Genomic DNA, 17635 nt, shown 5'->3' with positions numbered 1-17635 from the left:
GGGCGTTCTCCTCAGCTGCCGCGGTAGGTCGAGTAGGCGAAGGGGCTCAGCAGCAGCGGCACGTGCAGGTGCGCCTCGCCCGAGACGGTGAACGCGATCGTCGCGACGGGATGGAACGACGCGACGCCCCGCTCCCGGAAGTAGGGGCCCGTGCCGAAGGTCAGCGCGTAGTCGCCGTCCTCGAGACGGTCGGGGCCGAGGGCCAGGCGGCCGTCGTCGTCGGTCGTCGCGGAGTCGATGGTCGGTCCGTCGAGGTGCGCGAGGGTGACCGCGACGCCGGACGCGGGCGTTCCCGTCGCGGCATCCAGGACGTGCGTGGTGAGGTGGGTCATTCCGCGGGCTCCGGTTCTGCCGTGGCGTCGTCGGCGAACGTGGTGCGCAGGCGCAGCAGCGCGATCTCCGCGAGCTGCCGTGTCGCCTCGATCGTCTCGGCGTCGGGGGTGTTGTGCAGCCGGCGCTCCAGCTCGGCGCGCATCTCACCGGGGGTGCGACCGGCGGCGCGGATGAGGAAGACCCGTCCGAACCGCTCCTCGTACGCGACGTTCCCGGCGGCGATCGCGGCGACGTCGTCGTCGGCGGCGGTGCTCATCGAGCCCTGTTCCCGACGGGATGCCGCCGCCTCGGCGCCGTCGCCGGCGACCTTCGCCCCGATGCGCGGATGGGCGTGCAGCGCAGCGGCGAGGTCGTCGGGGGACCAGGCCTCGGCGAGGGCGCCGGCGTAGGAGGCGAGAGCGTCGACGTCGGCGTACGGGCGGGCCGCGACGACGGCGTCGACCCACCCCGGGACGTCGGCCCAGACGCGCACGACGGCGACGGCTTCCGCGTCGTCGGCGACGTTGAAGTCGGAGAGGTGCATGCCGTCCACGCTAGGCCGCGTGCGTTACGGCGCTGTGGCGCGATGTGTCGGCGATGTTGCTGTGGGGAACATTCCGGGGGCTCGTCGCTGTGTCGAAGTGGCCCCGGGGCGCGCAAAGTGGCCCCGGGGCCACGCGCGGCCGCGCGTCGCCTGCGGCCGCGTCGCCTGCGGTCGTTGGCGGCATGCCGGACGCGGCGGGTCGCGCGTGCCGGAGTGGCCCCGGGGCGCGCAAAGTGGCCCCGGGGCCACCTGCGCCCGCGCGACGGTGCGGCTCAGGCGTGGACGATGAGCCAGTGCGCCACGGCATCCACGTCCCCGGCGTTGTGCAGCCGGTGGGGCACGGAGCAGGGGTAGCTGATGGCGTCGCCGGCGCGGAGGACGACGCGCTCGGCCTCGAAGTCGATGGTGAGCTCGCCGGCCACGACGGTGCCGACCTCGTACCCCTCGTGGTGGAACAGCCCGTCGGCCCCGTGCGCGGACGCCCCCGGCGGGTAGATCGACTCGAAATAGTCGACGCCGGGCGAAGTGCCGGGGGTGAGCCGGCGGAAGGACACCCCGCTGTCCAGGACGATGTCAGCCGACTGCCCGGCACGCTGCAGCGTGAAGCCGGACGGTCCCACCGGTTCGGACGGGCGACCGGATGCCGGATCGAAAGCCGCCACGAGGGGGACGCCGAGGGCGTCGGTGATGGCGATGAGCCGCGAGACGCTCGGCTGCAGGACCCCGCGCTCGATCTGCGAGACGGCGCTGGGGGAGATGTCCAGGGCAGCGGCGAGGGCGCGGGCCGAGATACCGCGCGCCTGCCGGAGCTCGCGGATCCGCGTCCCGACGCTCGCGGGGGCCTCGGTGGCGGGCGACGACATGCCCCGAGTCTAGGAGCGACCGCGGTGTGAAGGACCGACTTCACATGCTCGTTACACACACGAAACCGAGGGGGCGGCGTGAACCCATAACTTCACATCAGTGCACCACTCTGGCCGCGGACTCCACGTCGTGGCATCCATCGTCCTGAGAGGAAAGACATGACCACGACACCGCTCACCGGTCCCCACGATCTCGTGGAGGCGGCCGGACACCCCCACGGGGGCGGCAACATGAAGCCGCAGTACGACGACCGGCTCGCCAACGAGGACCTCGCCCCGCTGCGGAAGCAGAAGTGGTCGAGCTACAACATCTTCGCGTTCTGGATGAGCGACGTGCACTCCGTCGGCGGCTACGTCACGGCCGGCTCGCTGTTCGCGCTCGGCCTGCAGTCCTGGCAGGTGCTCGTGGCCCTCATCGCCGGCATCGTCATCGTCCAGGTCTTCGCGAACATGGTCGCCAAGCCGAGCCAGAAGACGGGCGTGCCCTACCCCGTCATCAACCGCGTGGTGTTCGGCATCCGCGGGGCGAACATCCCGGCGATCATCCGCGGGCTCATCGCGATCGCCTGGTACGGCGTGCAGACCTTCCTCGCGGCGGAGTCGCTGAACATCGTGTTCCTCAAGTTCGTCCCGGGCTCGGCCGCGCTGCTCGACGTCTCGTTCGCGGGGCTGTCGGCGCTGGGCTGGATCTCGTACGGCATCCTGTGGTTCGCGCAGTTCCTGCTGTTCTGGAACGGCATGGAGGTCATCCGCCGCTTCATCGACTGGGCCGGTCCCGCCGTGTACCTCGTCATGATCGTGCTCGCCGTCTACCTGGTCTCGCAGGCCGGCATCCAGAACATCTCCTTCACCCTGTCGACGACGCAGCTCGACTTCTGGGCCTCGATCCCGGTGATGTTCGCGGCGATCGCCCTCGTGGTGTCCTACTTCTCGGGGCCGATGCTGAACTTCGGCGACTTCGCCCGCTACGGCAAGAGCTTCGAGGCGGTCAAGAAGGGCAACTTCTGGGGCCTGCCGATCAACTTCCTCTTCTTCTCGCTGCTCACCGTCATCACGGCATCCGCGACGGTTCCGGTGTTCGGCGCGCTGATCACCGACCCGATCAAGACGGTCGAGCAGATCGACACGCCCTTCGCGATCCTCCTGGGCGGCCTGACCTTCGTCACCGCGACGGTCGGCATCAACATCGTCGCGAACTTCATCTCGCCGGCCTTCGACTTCTCCAACGTCGCCCCGAAAAAGATCTCGTGGCGCGCGGGCGGCATGATCGCCGCCGTCGGCTCGACCTTCCTCATGCCGTGGAACTGGTACTCCAACGCCGACGCCATCCACTACTCGCTCGGCGTCCTCGGCGCGCTGATCGGCCCCCTCTTCGGCATCCTGATCGCCGGTTACTACATCGCCGCCCGTCAGCGCGTGAAGGTGGATGCGATGTTCACGATGGATGCCAAGGGCCCCTACTGGTACCGGAACGGCTTCAACCCGAACGCCGTCAAGGCCGTCATCGCGGCCGGTGTGCCGACCGTGGCGATCGCGATCTTCCCGAAGCTCTTCGCCGACCTCGGCCTCTTCAATGTGTCCGCCGTCAGCGACTACAGCTGGTTCATCGGCTGCGGCCTCGGCTACGTCCTGTTCCTCCTCTTCGAGCGCATGGACCCGCGCATCCCCACCTTCGACGGCGAGACCGAGGGCATCTCGGACGGCACCGTCGACGGGGCCGCGGCCACCGCGGCCTCCGAGCCGGCGGCCATCTCCGGTGCGCTCCCGGTCGCGTCGACCTCGACCGCGGCGCCGTTCGGCTCCGCCGCGACGCCCCCGGCGACGGGCGCGCCCGCGTGAGGATCCTCCTGATCAACCCCAACACCTCCCGGGCGATGACCGCGAAGATCGCGGACGCCGCCCGGGGGGTGGCGGGACCCGACGTCGACATCGACGCCGTGTGTCCCCTGACGGGCGCCGACGCGATCGAGAGCCACACCGACGAGATCGCGGCCGCCGCCGCGGTGGTCGAGCTGATCGCGGCGGACCGCGACGGCGGGGCCCCGGCCGACGCGTACGTCATCGCCTGCTTCGGTGATCCGGGCCTGGATGCCGCTCGAGAGCTCGTCTCCGTCCCCGTGGTGGGGATCGCGGAGGCGGCGATGCACCTCGCGGCGGTCTCGGGCCGGCACTTCGGTGTCGTGACGACGCTGAGCCGCACGCTCGGGCGCGCGCACGACCTCGTCGCGCGGTACGGGATGGAGCGAGCCTGCGTGTCGCTGGCCGCGACCGGCATCCCGGTCCTGGACCTGGAGGACACCGGATCGGATGCCGTGACGACCATCGAGCGTGCGAGCGCCGAGGCCGTCGAGGGCGGGGCCGACGTCGTGGTCCTCGGCTGCGCCGGAATGGCCGACCTGTGCGCGGAGCTGACGCTCCGGGTCGGCGTGCCGGTCGTCGACGGGGTCGCGGCCGCGGTGGGGATGGCATCCGGGATGGTGCGCATGGGCCTCGGGACGAGCAAGCGCGACGAGTACGCGCTGCCGCCCCGCGTGCTCGCGGGTGGCCCCGCGGCCACCTCCGGCGCCCCGGGGCCACTTTCGGACGGCGCGACGCCGCCTGCCGTCACGGCCTCGACGTCGCCGGGTGGCCACACCTCTCCTCCCCAGGTGAAGAATGCGGCGGTTTTCGCATGAATGTTGATGACGGTTACATCTGCGAAACGCACGGCGCATAGCGTGGTCGGCATGAGCACACGAATCGCCGCCCGACGGGTCTTCGTCGACGGGGCCTTCTCTCCCGCGACGGTCGTCGTCGACGACGGCGTCATCACCGCGGTGACGCCCTTCGACCCCGCCGCCGACCGGGTGCTGGCCGTCGACGAGGCCCTGCTGCCCGGCCTGGTCGACTCGCACGTGCACCTCGACGAGCCCGGTCGCACCGAGTGGGAGGGATTCGCCACCGGCACCGCCGCCGCGGCGGCCGGGGGAGTGACGACGGTCGTCGACATGCCCCTCAACAGCTCGCCCGTCACCACGACGGTGGAGGCCCTGGATGCCAAGCGCGCCGCGGCCGTGGGCAAGCTCGCGGTCGACGTGGCCTACTGGGGCGGCGCCGTCCCGGAGAACCTCGGCTCCCTGCGGGCCCTCGCCGACGCCGGCGTGGTGGGCGTCAAGTGCTTCCTGTCCCCGAGCGGGATCGACGAGTTCGGTCACCTCGATGCCGAGCAGCTCGAGCGATGCCTCGCCGAGCTCGCGGAGTTCGACGGCCTGCTCATCGTCCACGCCGAGGACCCCGCCCACCTTCACGACGACGGCGCCCTCGGTCCGCGCTACCGGGACTTCGAGGCCAGCCGCCCGCCGATGAGCGAGCGGGCGGCGATCCGGCGGGTCATCGACGCCGCGCGCCGCACGGGCGCTCGAGCGCACATCGTGCACGTCTCCGACGGCGGAGCCCTCGACGACGTGCGTGCGGCGAAGGCGGAGGGCGTCCGGCTCACCGTCGAGACCTGCCCGCACTACCTGACCCTGGATGCCGCGGAGGTGCCGGACGGCGCGGGCGCCTTCAAGTGCTGCCCGCCCATCCGCGGCGCCGGCAATCGCGACCTCCTCTGGGCGGGCGTCGTCGACGGGACCATCGACGCGATCGTCAGCGACCACTCGCCGGCCACGGCCGAGCTGAAGGGCAACCCCGACTTCGGGCTCGCCTGGGGCGGCATCGCGGGAGTTCAGACGGGGCTCTCGTCGGTGCACACGGCCGCGCTGTCCCGCGGCATCCCACTGTCCACCCTCCTCCCGCTGCTGACCACCGGCCCGGCCCGCATCGCCGGACTCGACGGTCTGGGCGTCATCGCCCCCGGCGCGCCGGCGCACCTGGCCGTCTTCGCCCCCGAGGAGGAGTTCGTCGTGGATGCCGCCGCCCTCGAGTACCGCAACCCGGTCTCGCCGTGGCACGGACAGACGCTGACCGGCGTGGTCCGCGAGACCTGGCTGCGGGGGGAGCCCGTCTACCGTCGGGGAGACGCGGTGACGCGTCGTGCGGGACGGGAGCTGCTGAGCGCGGCCTCCGTGGTGGACGCGTGAGCGCCGCCGAGACCGCGGTGGCCGGGTCCACAGGAAACGCCGCCTCCCGCCCGGCGGCCGGACCGGTGCCGATCCTGCAGCCCGGGGTGGGCCCCATCCCCGGCGACCACTACGTGCGCGCCACCCCGGAGACCGTGCTGTGGGGCCGACTGCCCTGCGCCTCCGACGCGGCCGTCCTCGAGATCGCCTCCGGTGAGAGCGTCACCTTCGACACCGTCAGCCACGAGGGCATCCTCGACGACCAGGGCAAGGACCCGCGCGGGTTCTTCGCGGGGCACGGCGTCCCCGCGGACGAGGTCCTCGACGACGCGATCGAGATCGCGGCATCCGTCGCCCGCGACCCCTTCGCCGACGGTCCGCACGTGGTCGTGGGCCCCGTGCACGTGCGCGGTGCGCGACCGGGCGACCTGCTGCGTATCACCGTCGAGGCGCTGGTCCCGCGCGTGCCGTACGGCGTCATCTCGAACCGTCACGGCAAGGGCGCCCTGGTCGGTGAGCTGCCCCGCAGCGAGCACAACGTCAGCGTCTTCTCCGCGGTGGCCGTGCGCGACGGCGTGCTGCACGGGACGCTGCCCGTGGCCGCGGGCGCCGAACCGGTCGTGGCGTTCCCGCTCGCGCCGTTCCTCGGCACCATGGGCGTCGCCGTCGCCGGCGACGACCGGCCGCACTCCGTCCCGCCCGGGACGCACGGCGGCAACATCGACATCAACCTGCTCGTGGAGGGGACGACGCTGTTCCTGCCCGTCCAGGTCGAGGGGGCGCTCGCCTACGTCGGCGACCCGCACTTCGCGCAGGGCGACGGCGAGGTCGCGCTCACCGCGCTGGAGGCGTCGCTGCGGGCCACGTTGCGGTTCGACGTCATCCCCGCGGATGCCGCCCGCGCGGCATTCGGCGAGGTCACCGGACCGCTCGTCCGTACCCCTGAATACCTCGTGCCGACCGGCCTCGATCCCGATCTCGATGCCGCGATGCGTGCGTGCGTGCGGGCGTCGCTCGCCCTGATCGACGGCCGCTGGGGCATGGACGAGCACCTGGCCTACGCGTATCTCAGCGCCGCGACGGACTTCGACATCTCGCAGGTCGTCGACATCGTCTCGGGTGTCCACGCACGCATCCGCGAGTCCGACTTCGCGGGCGTCCCCGCCGTCGAACCCGAGCCGCTCCGCGAGGGGACGCCGACTGCTGCGCGCGAGGCCGCCGGAACGCCGGAGGTCTCCGGCCGAGAGGAGGCCTGATGACGCTCCGCAGCGAGGACTCCGCCGTCGCGGCGCCGGCAGCGCCCGTCGCTCCGTCCACCGGGCCGCACCCGTCCCTGCCCGACGACCTCAAGGCGGCGTTCGACGCGTACGAGCGCGCGATCATCGCGAACGACCTCGATGCGCTCGACGCGTCTTTCGCCCCGGGCACGGACACCCTGCGCGGCGACGCGGCGGGGCTGCTCGTCGGGCACGACGCCATCAGCGGCTTCCGCTCGCTGCGCGGGGGCGTGCCGCCGCGCGAGATCTCCGAGATCCACTACCGCCCGCTTTCCACCGCCGCCGTCGGGGGTCCCAGCAGCGACGGCGACGTCGCCCTGCTGGTGTCGGTCTCGCGCTTCGACGGCGGGGGTCGGGGCCTGCAGACGCAGGTGTGGCAGCGGATCGACGGGCACTGGCTCATCACGGCCGCGCACGTGACGCCCCGGACGCCCGCCCTGGACCGCACGATCTGGCGCAGTGTCGGCGACCCGTTCCTGCAGGGCGCGTGGGAGGGTCCGCTCGCCGGGCTCACCGTCGCGGTGAAGGACCTCTTCGCGATCGCGGGATTCCGCATCGGTGCGGGCAACCCCGCGTTCCTGGAGGAGGCGCGCCCCGAGAAGGCGACGGCGCCCGCGGTCGCCGATCTGCTGCGCGGCGGAGCCTCCCTCCGCGGCATCGCCCGCACCGACGAGTTCGCCTACTCGATCGCCGGCGACAACGTCCACTACGGCACCCCGCCCAATGGCGCGGTGGTCGGGGCGCTGCCCGGCGGCTCGTCCAGCGGACCCGCCTCGGCCGTCGCCGCCGGGCACGCCGACATCGGTCTCGCGACCGACACCGCCGGCTCCATCCGAGTCCCCGCCTCCTATCAGGGCCTCTGGGGACTGCGCACGACGCACGACCTCGTCCCGCGTCAGGGCATGCTGCCGCTGGCGCAGTCGTTCGACACGATCGGGTGGCTCGCCCGCGACGGCGAGACGCTGCAGCGCGTGGCCGACTGGTGCCTGAGCTACGACTCCTCGGCATCCACCGAGAACGTCCTCGGCGCCTCGCAGGACGACCTGCCGTGGCGCTTCCTCGTGCCGGACGAGATCCTCGCGTGCGCCGAGCCCGCGACCCGGGAGGCCTTCTCGCGCCTGCTGGCGGCGCTCTCCGCCTCGGACGACCCGCCGTCGTTCCGCGCCGTCCACACCGGCGACCTGGATGCCACCTTCGCTGCGTTCCGCACCGTGCAGGGAGCCGAGGCGTGGCGCAACAACGGCGACTGGGTGCGTGCCCACCCGGACGCCATGGGTGCCGCCGTCGCCGACCGCTTCCGCCTCGCATCCGGCATCACCGCCGCCGAGGAGTCCGCCGCGCGGGGCGAGCTGGAGTCCATCGCCGCGCACCTGACCGAGCTGGTCGACGGGGCCGTGATGATGTTCCCGACCGTTCCCGGTCCGGCACCGCAGCGCACCGCCGACATCGACGCCGTGCGGTCCGCGACGCTGCGCATGACGGCGCCCGCCGCCGTCGCGGGGCTGCCGTCCATCTCGGTGCCGCTGCTGACCCTGCCGACGGCCGCCGGGCCCGCACCCGTCGGCGTCTGCCTCGTCTCGCGCGCCGGCACCGACATCGCCCTCGTCCGCCTCGCCCGACGTGTCGCCGCACTCGTGGCATCCATCCGCTCTCGTCCCACGGAGATCTCGTGAACAGCACCATCCCCGGCCCGATCGACCCGCCCGCCCGCCTGCTCATGGGGCCGGGTCCGATCTCGGCCTACCCGAGCGTCCTGCGGGCGATGGGCGCGCCGCTCGTCGGCCAGTACGACCCGTTCATGACCTCGACGATGAACGAGACGCAGGAGCTCTACCGCCAGGTCTGGGGCACCCGGAACGAGGCCACGCTGCTCATCGACGGCACGAGCCGCGCGGGCATCGAGGCGGCGATCGTGTCGCTCGTGCGCCCCGGCGACCGCGTGCTCGTCCCCGTCTTCGGCCGGTTCGGCCACCTTCTGGCGGAGATCGCCGAGCGTGCGCTCGCCGAGGTGCACACGATCGAGGTGCCGTGGGGCCAGGTGTTCCCCGTCTCCGCCATCCGCGAGGCGATCGAGCGCGTGCAGCCGCACCTCGTCGCCTGCGTCCAGGGCGACACGTCCACCACGATGCTGCAGCCGCTCGACGAGATCGGCGAGATCTGCCGCGCGCACGGCGCCCTGTTCTACACGGACGCCACCGCCTCGCTCGGCGGCAACCCCTTCGAGATGGACGGATGGGGGCTGGATGCCGCGACCGCGGGCCTGCAGAAGTGCCTGGGCGGGCCGTCCGGTTCGGCGCCCATCAGCCTGTCGGAGCGCGCCGTCGAGGTCGCGCGCTCGCGCGCCCGTGTCGAGGCCGGGATCCGCGAAGAGGGGGACGCCGTGTCGTCCGACTTCATCCGGTCCAACTACTTCGACTTGGCGATGATCCTCGACTACTGGGGTCCGCGGCGCCTCAACCACCACACCGAGGCCACGACGATGCTGTACGGCGCACGCGAATGCGCCCGCGTCCTCCTGCTCGAGGGTCGGGATGCCGTCATCGACCGCCACCGCCTGCACGGCGACGCGATGCTCGCCGGGGTGCAGGGTCTGGGCCTCACCGTCTTCGGCGACGTCGCGCACAAGATGACCAACGTGGTCGCGGTCGAGATCCCCGAGGGCGTCGTCGGCGACGCCGTGCGGGCCGAGCTGCTGACCGACTTCGGCATCGAGATCGGCACCTCGTTCGGGCCCCTGCACGGCCGGGTCTGGCGCATCGGCACGATGGGATACAACGCCCGCACGGACGCCGTTCTCACCACGCTCGCCGCTCTGGAGGCGGTCCTCCGCCGGCACGGTGCGGCGGTCCCCGCGGGCGGCGGCGTCGAGGCGGCTCAGGACGTCTACGGAGCGGCCCTCTGATGGCGCTCGCCACGCGCCTGCAGGTGCCGCCCGAGCTCATCGCGGCGGCGGCCCGGCGCGTGATGGCCCGGTGCGAGGAGCTCGCGCGCGTCACGTCCACGCCCGGGAGCATCACGCGGGTCTACCTCTCGCCCGAGCACGCCCGCGTGAACCGGCTCGCGGCCGAATGGATGCGCGAGCTCGGGATGACGACGCGGCAGGACGCCGCGGGCAATCAGGTGGGACGCCTCGCGCCCCTCGGAATCCCCGACGCCCCGGCGCTCCTCCTCGGATCTCACCTCGACACGGTTCCGGATGCCGGCCGCTTCGACGGCATCATCGGGGTTCTCATGGCGCTCGAGGTCGTGCGGCTCGTCCGTCGACGGGACGACGACGGGGTGGCATCCAGTCCCTTCCCGTTCGCGCTCGAGGTCATCGCCTTCAGCGATGAGGAGGGCACGCGCTTCGGCAAGGCGCTGCTCGGCTCCTCCGCCGTCGCGGGGCAATGGGAGGCGTCGTGGTGGGATCTCGCCGACGAGGACGGCGTCACCCTGCGCGAGGCGTTCCGCGAGTTCGGTCTCGACCCGGGGCGTGTCGGCGAGGCCGCGCGGCGACCGGACGAGCTCGTCGCCTACCTGGAAGCCCACATCGAGCAGGGACCGGAGCTGCACCGCAGCGGCCAGGCGCTCGCCGCGGTGTCGTCGATCGCGTCGGCACGCCGGTTCCAGCTGATCGTCGAAGGGGAGGCGCGCCACGCCGGCGGCACCCCTTACGACATGCGCCGCGACGCCCTGCTGGGGGCGAGCGAGGCGGCACTCGCCGTCGAACGCATCTGCCGCGGCGAGCACCACATCGTCGGCACCGTCGGGCAGCTGGAGGCGTTCCCCGGAGCGGTCAACGTCGTGCCGGGGGAGGCGCACTTCTCCCTCGACCTGCGCGGCGAGTTCGACGACACCCGTGACCACACCTGGGACGAGATCGCCCGGGAGCTGGATGCCATCATGGGACGCCGCGGGCTGAGCTGGCAGGCGCGCGAGGTGCACAGCGCCCCCGCCGTGTTCTGCGCCCCGCTGCTGCAGGACGTCGTCCGCGCCGGCATCGGCGGGGAGGCCCCGACGCTCTTCAGCCGCGCCGGACACGACGCGATGTCCATCGGCGCGATCACCGACGTCGGCATGCTCTTCCTCCGCAACCCCGACGGCATCAGCCACCATCCCGACGAGGCCGTCTCCGGCGACGACGTCGCCGTCGGCATCCAGGCCCTCGCCGAGGCGGTGCTGCACCTCGCCGCCGAGCCTCGCTGACCGATGCGTCCACGCGTCGGCCGGTGGCCCCTCGCCTATCGCTGCGAGAGCGGGAGAATCGACGGATGACCGACGCCCCCGCCCTGCTCGAGCTCCTCGCCTTCGCCGCCGAACCCGGCGGCGGCAACCCGGCCGGCGTCGTCCTCGACGCGCGGACCCTCACCGTGGCCGACATGCAGCGCATCGCGGCCGACCTCGGACATCCCGAGACGGCCTTCGTCGGGGCCCGGGACGGACGGCGCGTCGACGTGCGCTACTTCTCTCCCGACGCCGAGGTCCCGTTCTGCGGGCACGCCACCATCGCGACCGCCGTCGCGCTCGCCGAGGCGGAGGGCCCCGGGGCGTTCCTCTTCGACACCGCGGCCGGAAGGGTGGAGGTGATCACCGCCCGCGCCGACGACGGGCACGTGACCGCCGGGTTCACCAGCGTGGAGCCCTACGTCATCGACCTCGAGGACGACGTGGCGGACCGCCTGCTGACGCTCCTCGGACTGACCCGGGACGACCTGGACGACCGGATGCCGCTCGCCCAGTCCTTCGCCGGCAACCTGCACCCCGTGGTCGCGATCGCCTCCCGCGTCGTCTTCGACTCTTTCGCCTTCGACCCGGCCGCCGTTCGCGCCCTGCTCGACGAACGCGGCTGGAAGGGCACGGTCATCGTCCTGCACGTCGACGCCGACATCGCCGACGGCGTCGTCATCGAGGCGCGCAATCTGTTCCCCGTCGCGGACATCACCGAGGACCCCGCCACGGGCTCCGCCGCGGCCTCGCTGGGCGCGTACCTCCGCGACCGCGTCGGCGTCCCGGCGCCGTTCGGCTTCACCGTGCGCCAGGGTCGGCACATCGGCCGGCCGAGCGTGCTGGAGGTCGAGGTCCCGGCATCCGGTGGCATCCATGTGCGGGGGACGGCGACGCCCCTCTGACCCCGCGCCGGCCCGGACCGGCATGTCCCACTTCGTGCGGGTGGGAGGGGTGTTCCCTGCACGAAGTGGGACACGCCCCCTCCCACCCCGTCCGGCACTTGTCGACAAGTGGGGCCCGAACCGTTCGCCTTGCGTAATGACACTGCAACACACCGAGGACAGGATGGGAGACATCCCCCTCGTCCCACCTGACTTGTTCACAAGGAGCCCCGTGACGACCGACCACACCGACGACCTCGCCCCGGCTGATCTGGCGTTCGTCCGCCAGAGCATCGCGGTCGCAGAACGCTCCCGCGACGAGGGCGCCCACCCGTTCGGCGCCATCGTGGTGACCGCGGCCGGCGAGGTCGTGAGCTCCGCCAGCAACAATTCGCTTCCCCCGGAGGGCGACCCCACGCAGCACGCCGAGATGCGCGCCGTCGCGGCCGCGTTCCGCGCGCTCGGACCGGACAACATGGCGGGGACCACCCTCTTCACCAGTGCCGAGCCGTGCGCCATGTGCGCGGGCGCGGTCTACTGGTGCGGCATCGATCGGGTCGTCTACGCCCTGTCCGAGGAGCGTCTGCTGGTGCTGACCGGAGACCACCCCGAGAACCCGACTTTCTCGCTGCCCTGTCGCGAGGTCTTCGCCCGCGGCCAGCGGACGATCGAGGTCGTCGGGCCTCTGCTCGAGGACGAGGCCGCCCGGGCGCACGAGGGCTTCTGGGTCTGAGGCGGTCGCGCCGCAGACGCTGCCCTGGTCACTGTCGGAGCGGTCCGAGTCGGACCCCGCGGCAGGCCGGAGTCCCCGGGCCGTCAGCCCCGCGGCGGCCGCGCCGCCCCGCCCCACGGTGGGCGGACCGTGCGCACGAAGGCGTAGGACACCAGCGTCGGGTCGTGATACTCCCGGCTGTGCAGCAGCCGCCGGCCGCTGGCACCGATGCCGATGACCTCCAGGGTCATGACGGGGGTGCCCACGGGGCGTTCGAAGAGGTCGGCCAGGGCGGGATCGAGCGCCAAGACCCCCGGTGTGGCGACCTCCCAGATGATCGGCTCGCCCCAGATGCGCGCGGCGACGGTGAAGACCGACTCCGCGGCATCCTCCGGCATCTCCCCCGCGAGCGGCACCACGTCGTCGGCGATCATCGCCACGGTGCCGTCGGCCCGCCAGCGCTTGCGGACGGCCAGGGCGGGGGTGCTCGGGGCGAGCTCCATCACGGCCGCGGAGTCGGCGCCGAGCTCCACCTGGCGGACCGCGAGGGTTTCCACCTCCGCCCGGTACCCCAGCCGGTCCAGCAGCTCGGCGTGGTCGAACTGCTCCTCCAGCCGCACGCTCAGACGCAGCGCGATCGGGTCGACGGTCGTGACCGACCCCTGACGCCGCCGGACGATCCCCGGGGCTTCCAGTGCGGCCATCGCGCGGCGCAGCTGCTGGCGGGTGCAGCCCAGCCGGGCGGTCAGATCGAGCTCGCCCGGGAGCGGTGCGCCGGATGCCGCGGCCTCACGCACATGACGGAGCAGACCGTGCTGCACCCGCAGGCTCTCGCCCTCGGCCCGAGGCGGGGGAAGGGGCGGGAATGCGGTCACAGCGGCCTCTCGGTCGTCGGCGGGGCGGCGCCCGTCACACGGTAGCGGGCGAAGGGGCGCCGCCGGCCAGCCGCCACACGCGGTCGCGCGAGAAGGGGAGCTCGTATCCCCGCCGCCCGAGCGCGCGGGACACGGCGTTGCCGATCGCCGCGCCGACCGGGTTGTACGGCGACTCGCTCATCGACTTCGCGCCGAACGGGCCGAGGCTGTCGTCGGTCTCGGCGAAGTACACCTCGGTGTCCGGCACGTCCGCGAACTGCGGCACCCGATACGTGCGGAACACCGGGTTCAGCACCACGCCGTCCTCCACGTACACCTCCTCGTACAGCGCGCCGCCGAGGGCCTGCGCGGCGCCGCCCTCGATCTGCCCGCGGCACTGCGCCGGGTTGATCACGACGCCGGCGTCGGCGGTCTGCACCGACTGCAGCACCTTCACCGTCCCGGTCTCCGGATCGACCGCGACCCGCACCGCGTGCACGTTGAACGCCAGCGAGCGGAAGTCGCCGAACTCGGCACCGTCGGCCGTGAGACCCGTGGCATCCACCTGATCCGCCGGGGCGGCCGCGATCACGCGCGCCCACGGGACGACCTCGTCGCCGACGCGGACCCCGGATGCCACGAGCGTGGCCCCCGCGGCATCCGCCCCGACGAGTTCCGCGGCGATGTCGATCATCCGACGGCGCAGCACGGTGCACGCGGCGTGCAGGGCCTTGCCGGCGACGGTGGTCCCGGCCGACGCGAACGCTCCCGTGTCGTGCCGGACGGCGTCGGTGTCGGCGGCCCACAGCTCCAGCCGGTCGGGCGCGGCATCGAGGACGGTCGCCGCGATCTGCCGGTGCACGGTGGAGGTGCCGTTGCCGAACTCCGCGGTGCCCACCCGCAGCAGGAAGGTCCCGTCGGGGCGGAGCGTCGCCGTCGTGTGCGCGATGTGCCCGCGCGGGGCCATCGTCGCGATCATCGCCGCGGCCATGCCCTCGCCGACCCGCCATCCCGCGGGGGCGTCGACGCCGTTGCCGCGCCGCAGCGCGTCCTGCGCCAGGTCGAGGCACTGGTCGAGCCCGTAGCTGCCCCAGACGAGGTCCTCCTCGTGCGACTCCTCGCCGACATCGGGGTGGAGCGAGTCGCCCTCGCGCACCGCGTTGAGGCGGCGGAGATCGAAGGGGTCGATGCCCAGCTCGATGGCGAGGGCGTCCATCGCCGACTCGACGGCGAAGACGACCTGCCCGAGACCGTACCCGCGGAACGCGCCCGACGGCGGGTTGTTCGTGTAGACGGCCTCGGCGTCGATCCACTTCGTCGGGACGCGGTACAGCGTCGTCGACTCCGCGCACGAGTGGAACAGCACGCCGATGGCGTGGTTGCCGTAGGCGCCGGTGTCGCTGAGCACGTCGAGCTTCATGGCGGTGAGGGTGCCGTCGGCGTCCGCCCCCAGGGTCGCCCGGACGCGCATCGGATGCCGCAGCGACGCGCGGACGAACTGGTCGGTGCGCGAGTACTCGTACGCGACCGGCCGGCCGAGGGCGAGCACCGCCAGGGCGGTGAGGTCCTCGGTGAAGAGCTCCTGCTTGCCGCCGAAGCCGCCGCCGACGCGGGGGGCGTAGACGCGGACGCGGTCGTGCGCGAGGTCGAAGATGTGCGCGAGCTCGTCGCGGACGAGGAACGGCACCTGCGTGGAGGATCGGACGACGAGCCGGCCGTCGTCGTCGAGCCAGCCGACCGCGCCGTGCGTCTCCAGGGCGGCGTGCGTGACGCGCGACGAGCGCCACTCGCCGGTCACCGTCGTGTGGCTGGCCGCGAGGGCCGCGTCGATGTCACCGCCGTGGCCGAGGTGGAATCCCGCGACGACGTTCCGGCCGGCATCCATCACCCGCTCCTCGGGCGTGCGGTCGGGATGCAGGAGGGGAGCGCCGGGCGTGCGGGCCTGGTCCGGATCGAACACGGCGGGCAGGACCTCGTATGCGACCGTGACGGCGCGGCATCCTGCGTCCGCCGCCTCCGCCGTGTCGGCGACGACCGCCGCGACGCGCTGCCCGACGTGCCGCACGACGTCGTCGAGCATGCGCGTGTCGTCGGGGTCGTCGGTGCGGTGCTCGTGGCGTCCGGTGGAGTAGCGGACGTCCGGGGCGTCCTCGTGCGTGAACACCGCGACGACGCCCGGGACGGCGAGGGCGGCGGCCGTGTCGATCGACACGATGCGCGCGTGCGGGTGCGGCGACGTGACGACGCGGAGCACCAGCGGGGGCCCGCCGGGCACTGGCTCGTCGAAGGTGTACGGCTCGCGTCCCTGCACGATCCGGCGGGCGGCCTCGGGCACGACGGAGCTGCCGACCTTTCCTCCCCCGGGGATGCCATGGCCGTGACTTGCCGCAGATGTACGCCCGGCGCCGGTCTCGGTGTGCGTTTGCGACAAGTCATCGCCGGGGGCCGCGGGGATGCCATTGCCGTGACTTGGCGCAGATGTACGCCCGGCGCCGGGTTCGGCGTGCGTTTGCGCCAAGCCATCGCCGGGGGCCGCGGGGATGCCATTGCCGTGACTTGGCGCAGATGTACGCCCGGCGCCGGGTTCGGCGTGGGTTTGCGCCAAGCCATCGCTGCAGCGCGCAGCCTCGGGAGCTGCGGGGGTCACGCAGGCAGAGCCGCCGGACGCGGCGCCGCCGGTCTCGCGCACCGGCCCGAGCACGGATGCCCGGATCGCCTCGCGGATGGGCCGGTACCCGGTGCAGCGGCAGAGGTTTCCCTTCATCCGGCGATCGAGGTCCGGCAGGTCGTCGGCGGAGAGCGTGGATGCCGTCACGCTCATGCCCGGCGTGCAGAATCCGCACTGGAAGCCGAAGCCCGTCGCAAGAGCCTCCTGCACCGGGTGGAGCTCGTCGCCGGGAGCGAGGCCCGCCGCCGTGGTGATCGACCGCCCGTCCAGCCGCATGGCCGGCACGATGCACGAGTGCGTCGGCTCGCCGTCGAGGAGGATCGAGCACGCGCCGCAGTCGCCGGCGTCGCAGCCCTTCTTCACCTCGACGTGGCCGGTCTCGCGCAGGAGCGTCCGCGCGCACTGACCCGGACGGGGATCCGTCTCGACGACGGCCCCGTTGACCTCGAACCTCACGCGGCGGCCTCCTTCGCGAACTGCGTGCGCAGCCGCTCGGCCAGAACGACGCTCACCCCGCGGCGCCAGTCGGCGCTGCCCAGCGGATCGGTGTAGAAATCGGTGGCCGAGGCCACGGCATCCCGTAGCTCTCCCGGTCCCGGCACACGCGCGAACCGCAGCACGCGCGGCCGGCGCACGGAGGCGGTCACGACGAACACGGCGGCACCGTCCGGGTCGACGCGGGCGGTGACGACGGCGCCGGAACGGCCCAGCTCGGCGAGCGCGATCTTGCGCAGGCCGACCCGCGACCGCAGCGCGTGCGCGGGGACGTCGAGCGCGCGCAGCACTTCCCCGTGTGCGAGCGAGGTTGCCTGGTTGTCGATCACCAGGTCGGCGACGGCGACCCGGCGCTCGCCCCCGTCCGGCGTCCACACCACCGCCGTAGCATCCAGGGTCGAGAGCAGGGAGATCATCGCGCCGGCCGCGAAGGCCTGGCAGACGTTGCCGCCGACGGTGGCGGTGTTCCAGATCTTGAAGGAGGCGAGCAGCGCATCGGCGGCGGGCCGGGCGAGGGCGAGAGACGTCCAGTCCGCCGGGGCCTCGCGCTCCACCCACGCGAGCAGACGCGCGATCGTGCAGGTCGCGCCGATGCGGAGGCCGGCGGCGGTGATCTCGATGTCGGGCCAGGCGAGGGTGGTCAGGTCGACGAAGCCGGTGGTCTCGGGCTGCGGCTCGCTCATGAGCCAGGTCCCGCCGGCGATGACGACCTCTCCCGGGCGCAGGGCGAGGTCGGCGCGGGTGCGGGCGGCGCGATACGACGTGACGGTGGTGATGTCCATG

The 17635-nt window shown here is 72.9% G+C and carries 15 protein-coding genes; 9 read left to right on the top strand and 6 right to left on the bottom strand.

Annotated features, from left to right (window positions below; translation table 11 throughout):
• Nucleotides 1-11 precede the first annotated feature (11 nt).
• The 3 genes from uraH to ACO03V_RS02445 all read right to left on the bottom strand — a co-directional run bounded on the left by uraH (nucleotide 12) and on the right by ACO03V_RS02445 (nucleotide 1719).
• Complete coding sequence (uraH, locus tag ACO03V_RS02455) at nucleotides 12-332, bottom strand: hydroxyisourate hydrolase (protein WP_387055177.1); 321 nt, start codon at nucleotides 330-332, stop codon at nucleotides 12-14.
• The gene (gene uraD / locus ACO03V_RS02450) at nucleotides 329-856 is read right to left on the bottom strand and encodes a 2-oxo-4-hydroxy-4-carboxy-5-ureidoimidazoline decarboxylase (RefSeq protein ID WP_367734134.1); all 528 of its coding nucleotides are present in this window, start codon (nucleotides 854-856) and stop codon (nucleotides 329-331) included. Before uraD ends, uraH begins: the two co-directional genes overlap by 4 nt.
• Before the next feature lie 272 nt (nucleotides 857-1128).
• Nucleotides 1129-1719: a helix-turn-helix domain-containing protein gene (locus ACO03V_RS02445; protein WP_423136477.1), complete on the bottom strand. Its 591-nt coding sequence runs from the start codon at nucleotides 1717-1719 to the stop codon at nucleotides 1129-1131.
• A gap of 159 nt (nucleotides 1720-1878) precedes the next feature.
• Here ACO03V_RS02445 and ACO03V_RS02440 point away from each other — a divergent pair, with 159 nt between their 5' ends.
• The 9 genes from ACO03V_RS02440 (at nucleotide 1879) to ACO03V_RS02400 (ending at nucleotide 12856) form a co-directional block, all read left to right on the top strand.
• On the top strand, nucleotides 1879-3558 hold the full coding sequence (locus ACO03V_RS02440; protein ID WP_423136476.1) for an NCS1 family nucleobase:cation symporter-1: 1680 nt from the start codon (nucleotides 1879-1881) through the stop codon (nucleotides 3556-3558).
• Nucleotides 3555-4394 carry an aspartate/glutamate racemase family protein gene (locus ACO03V_RS02435; RefSeq protein WP_423136475.1) on the top strand — a complete coding sequence of 280 codons (840 nt, stop codon included), beginning with the start codon at nucleotides 3555-3557 and terminating at the stop codon, nucleotides 4392-4394. The genes ACO03V_RS02440 and ACO03V_RS02435 overlap by 4 nt, the downstream gene beginning before the upstream one ends.
• A gap of 51 nt (nucleotides 4395-4445) precedes the next feature.
• The gene (gene allB, locus ACO03V_RS02430) at nucleotides 4446-5780 is read left to right on the top strand and encodes an allantoinase AllB (RefSeq protein ID WP_423136474.1); all 1335 of its coding nucleotides are present in this window, start codon (nucleotides 4446-4448) and stop codon (nucleotides 5778-5780) included.
• Nucleotides 5781-5797: 17 nt separating this feature from the next.
• Nucleotides 5798-7015, top strand: a complete 1218-nt coding sequence (locus ACO03V_RS02425; RefSeq protein WP_423136672.1) for an acetamidase/formamidase family protein — start codon at nucleotides 5798-5800, stop codon at nucleotides 7013-7015.
• A complete protein-coding gene (locus ACO03V_RS02420; protein ID WP_423136473.1) occupies nucleotides 7015-8709 on the top strand; it encodes an AtzH-like domain-containing protein in 1695 nt (564 codons plus the stop codon). Before ACO03V_RS02425 ends, ACO03V_RS02420 begins: the two co-directional genes overlap by 1 nt.
• A gap of 44 nt (nucleotides 8710-8753) precedes the next feature.
• A complete protein-coding gene (locus ACO03V_RS02415) occupies nucleotides 8754-9938 on the top strand; it encodes a pyridoxal-phosphate-dependent aminotransferase family protein (RefSeq protein ID WP_423136671.1) in 1185 nt (394 codons plus the stop codon).
• Entirely contained in the window at nucleotides 9938-11221 is a 1284-nt protein-coding gene (locus ACO03V_RS02410) for an allantoate amidohydrolase (protein WP_423136472.1), read from the top strand. The genes ACO03V_RS02415 and ACO03V_RS02410 overlap by 1 nt, the downstream gene beginning before the upstream one ends.
• A gap of 65 nt (nucleotides 11222-11286) precedes the next feature.
• Nucleotides 11287-12144 carry a PhzF family phenazine biosynthesis protein gene (locus ACO03V_RS02405; RefSeq protein ID WP_423136471.1) on the top strand — a complete coding sequence of 286 codons (858 nt, stop codon included), beginning with the start codon at nucleotides 11287-11289 and terminating at the stop codon, nucleotides 12142-12144.
• Between the two features lie 211 nt (nucleotides 12145-12355).
• Nucleotides 12356-12856, top strand: a complete 501-nt coding sequence (locus tag ACO03V_RS02400; protein WP_423136470.1) for a nucleoside deaminase — start codon at nucleotides 12356-12358, stop codon at nucleotides 12854-12856.
• Between the two features lie 83 nt (nucleotides 12857-12939).
• Here ACO03V_RS02400 and ACO03V_RS02395 read toward each other — a convergent pair whose 3' ends face one another.
• From ACO03V_RS02395 to ACO03V_RS02385, 3 genes are read right to left on the bottom strand one after another with little or no spacing between them, the layout of a single operon-like run.
• Complete coding sequence (locus ACO03V_RS02395) at nucleotides 12940-13710, bottom strand: GntR family transcriptional regulator (protein ID WP_423136469.1); 771 nt, start codon at nucleotides 13708-13710, stop codon at nucleotides 12940-12942.
• A gap of 34 nt (nucleotides 13711-13744) precedes the next feature.
• Nucleotides 13745-16813, bottom strand: coding sequence for a molybdopterin-dependent oxidoreductase (locus tag ACO03V_RS02390; protein WP_423136468.1), 3069 nt, complete (start codon nucleotides 16811-16813; stop codon nucleotides 13745-13747).
• The gene (locus ACO03V_RS02385; RefSeq protein ID WP_423136467.1) at nucleotides 16810-17634 is read right to left on the bottom strand and encodes an FAD binding domain-containing protein; all 825 of its coding nucleotides are present in this window, start codon (nucleotides 17632-17634) and stop codon (nucleotides 16810-16812) included. The genes ACO03V_RS02390 and ACO03V_RS02385 overlap by 4 nt, the downstream gene beginning before the upstream one ends.
• Nucleotide 17635 lies beyond the last annotated feature (1 nt).

It is taken from the genome of Microbacterium sp. HMH0099 (assembly GCF_049384025.1).
In the GTDB taxonomy this organism is placed as follows: Bacteria; Actinomycetota; Actinomycetes; order Actinomycetales; family Microbacteriaceae; genus Microbacterium.
Note: the sequence above shows the minus strand (reverse complement) of the source record. Positions and strands in the feature narration are given on the sequence as shown.

What these genes read in the sequence shown, in the direction of transcription:
- uraH (WP_387055177.1), bottom strand. Translation starts at nt 332, where the DNA reads ATGACCCACCTCACCACGCACGTCCTGGATGCCGCGACGGGAACGCCC.
- uraD (WP_367734134.1), bottom strand. Translation starts at nt 856, where the DNA reads ATGCACCTCTCCGACTTCAACGTCGCCGACGACGCGGAAGCCGTCGCC.
- ACO03V_RS02445 (WP_423136477.1), bottom strand. Translation starts at nt 1,719, where the DNA reads ATGTCGTCGCCCGCCACCGAGGCCCCCGCGAGCGTCGGGACGCGGATC.
- ACO03V_RS02440 (WP_423136476.1), top strand. Translation starts at nt 1,879, where the DNA reads ATGACCACGACACCGCTCACCGGTCCCCACGATCTCGTGGAGGCGGCC.
- allB (WP_423136474.1), top strand. Translation starts at nt 4,446, where the DNA reads ATGAGCACACGAATCGCCGCCCGACGGGTCTTCGTCGACGGGGCCTTC.
- ACO03V_RS02420 (WP_423136473.1), top strand. Translation starts at nt 7,015, where the DNA reads ATGACGCTCCGCAGCGAGGACTCCGCCGTCGCGGCGCCGGCAGCGCCC.
- ACO03V_RS02415 (WP_423136671.1), top strand. Translation starts at nt 8,754, where the DNA reads ATGGGGCCGGGTCCGATCTCGGCCTACCCGAGCGTCCTGCGGGCGATG.
- ACO03V_RS02410 (WP_423136472.1), top strand. Translation starts at nt 9,938, where the DNA reads ATGGCGCTCGCCACGCGCCTGCAGGTGCCGCCCGAGCTCATCGCGGCG.
- ACO03V_RS02405 (WP_423136471.1), top strand. Translation starts at nt 11,287, where the DNA reads ATGACCGACGCCCCCGCCCTGCTCGAGCTCCTCGCCTTCGCCGCCGAA.
- ACO03V_RS02385 (WP_423136467.1), bottom strand. Translation starts at nt 17,634, where the DNA reads ATGGACATCACCACCGTCACGTCGTATCGCGCCGCCCGCACCCGCGCC.